This window comes from Streptomyces sp. NPDC007162 (genome assembly GCF_040634175.1).
Classification (GTDB): domain Bacteria; phylum Actinomycetota; class Actinomycetes; order Streptomycetales; family Streptomycetaceae; genus Streptomyces.
In genome coordinates this window covers 1-1,906 of sequence record NZ_JBEYFC010000928.1, presented here as the reverse complement: position 1 = coordinate 1,906, position 1,906 = coordinate 1, and the positions used below count along the sequence as shown (strand labels likewise).

Here is a 1,906-nt window from a genome sequence, read left to right as displayed (position 1 = left end):
GTCAGCCGAAGGCCGCCTGCACGTAGGGCAGTTACCGACGCGAGTGATCAAGTACGACGACCTGTTCGAGGCCCGAGGTTAAAGATCAAGCTAGCCCCGCCCCACTTCGGCCGCCTGGCGGCGGGTTCGCCCGGCGGCGGACTTCTCCCGGGCCCAGGTCTCCAGGCAGTGGGTGAACTCTGCCGCTTTGTCAGGCCAGTTGAAGTGGGTGAGGGCTGCCTCGCGGCCGTGCTGGGCCGCGGTGTGGCGGAGGATCGCGTCGGCGCTCAGCCGCCGGATCGCCTCCGCCGCCGCGCGCGGATCCTCGTACGGTACGACGATGCCGCAGCCGTGCCCCTCCACCATCTCCGCGGCCAGGGGCGTCGGCGTGGTGACGACGGGGACTCCGTGGGCCATGTACTCGACAACCTTGGTGGGCCGTGAGTGGCGGTAGTTGGGCTTGTCGTGGAGGAGGGACAGGCCGGCCAGGGCGCCGGAGAGCAGGGCCAGGGCGCGGTCGTTGGGCAGGAAACCGTACCAACGCAGTACCCCCTCCCGGTCGGCCGCCGTGAGCGCCTCCCGGACGTCCGGGTCCGCCGCGCCGGCCACCTCGACCCGGGGGCCGGGGCCCAGCCGCCGGGCCGTCTCGATCAGATCCAGCGCGCCGCGGGCCCGGGACAGGTGGCCCACGTAGACGACCCGGTCGGTGCCGGGGGGCTCGGGCGCCTGTACCGGCGCGGTCGTGAAGTTCGGCACCACCGGGTGGGTGCGGCGGAACCGCCCCTGGTAGGCGTCCTCGGCGAGCAGCAGCCGCAGATGGCGTTCCGCGAGCCGTTCGGCCGCGAGCACGCCGAACCGCAGCGGTGCCCGCAGCGGTTTCGGTATCCAGCGTTTCGTCGCCAGCGCGACACCGGTGTCCTCGTGGACGTCCCACACCACCACCGGACCCGTCCCGGACCGCCGCCACCGGCGCAGCGTGCCGGGGAGCGCCAGCAGCAGCTCCGGATCGTGCAGCAGGACCACGTCCGCCTCGTGGCCGCGCTCGGCGAGCAGCACCCGGGCCGCGCCCACGGCGCCGCGGCGGCTGCGGCCCGCCGCCCTGGGCAGGTCGATGGCTTCGACGTCGGGCCGGGGCAGCACCTCACGGGCCGCGAACGGCGCCGCGTACACCACGTGGTGCCCGCGGTCCCGCAGCGCGCCGATCTGCCGGTGCAGGATGCGCGCGTCCTCGGGGTGGTGGACGACGGTGACGACGAGTATCCGCATCTGAGCGCCTTTCGGCCCGCACGCCTCGGAGCCCTTCGACTCCGGTCCGTGGAAGGGGGGTTGCAGCAGCGGTGGGGGGCGGGGACGGAGCGGGCTACAGGACCTCGACACCGGGTCGGAAGATCCGTCCCCGGGTGTCGAAGAGCAGACGGGACTCGTCGCCGAGAGCGGGGAGGTCGTACGCGGAGTGGTCCTGGAGCAGGATGGTCAGGTCGTACGAGCGCGCCGCGGCCAGCACGTCGGTGACGCGCGGCACGGCCCGGCCGTCCACGAACCAGGCCGGGACGAACGGGTCGTGGAAGGCGATCTCGGCCTCCCGCTCCCGCAGCAGCCGGGCCACCGGCAGCGCCGGTGACTCCCGCTGGTCGGCGACGTCCGGTTTGTAGGTGACGCCCAGGAGCAGCACCCGCGAGCCGTGCAGGGGCCGGCCCTCGTGGTTGAGCAGGTCCTGGGCGCGCCGGACCACGTACTGCGGCATGTGCGCGTTGATCTCCCGGGCGAGTTCCACGAACCGGAACTCGTGGCCCATCGAACGCACTTTGTACGACAGGTAGTTGGGGTCGATCGGAATGCAGTGGCCGCCCACCCCGGCACTCGGCCTGAAGGCCTGGAAGCCGAACGGCTTGGTGCCGGCGCACCGGATCGCGTCCCACACATCGAC

The 1,906-nt window shown here is 72.9% G+C and carries 2 protein-coding genes; both read right to left on the bottom strand.

The genetic code is table 11. The features are described from left to right. Positions 1–90: 90 nt before the first annotated feature. A complete protein-coding gene (locus tag ABZ646_RS45940) occupies positions 91–1,245 on the bottom strand; it encodes a glycosyltransferase (protein ID WP_360533564.1) in 1,155 nt (384 codons plus the stop codon). Between the two features lie 94 nt (positions 1,246–1,339). Further along, a partial coding sequence (locus ABZ646_RS45935) for a UDP binding domain-containing protein (RefSeq protein ID WP_360533561.1) occupies positions 1,340–1,906 on the bottom strand: 567 nt, incomplete at its 5' end.

Excerpts from the sequence above, each read along its gene's own strand:
- ABZ646_RS45940 (WP_360533564.1), bottom strand. The coding sequence starts at position 1,245 with ATGCGGATACTCGTCGTCACCGTCGTCCACCACCCCGAGGACGCGCGC.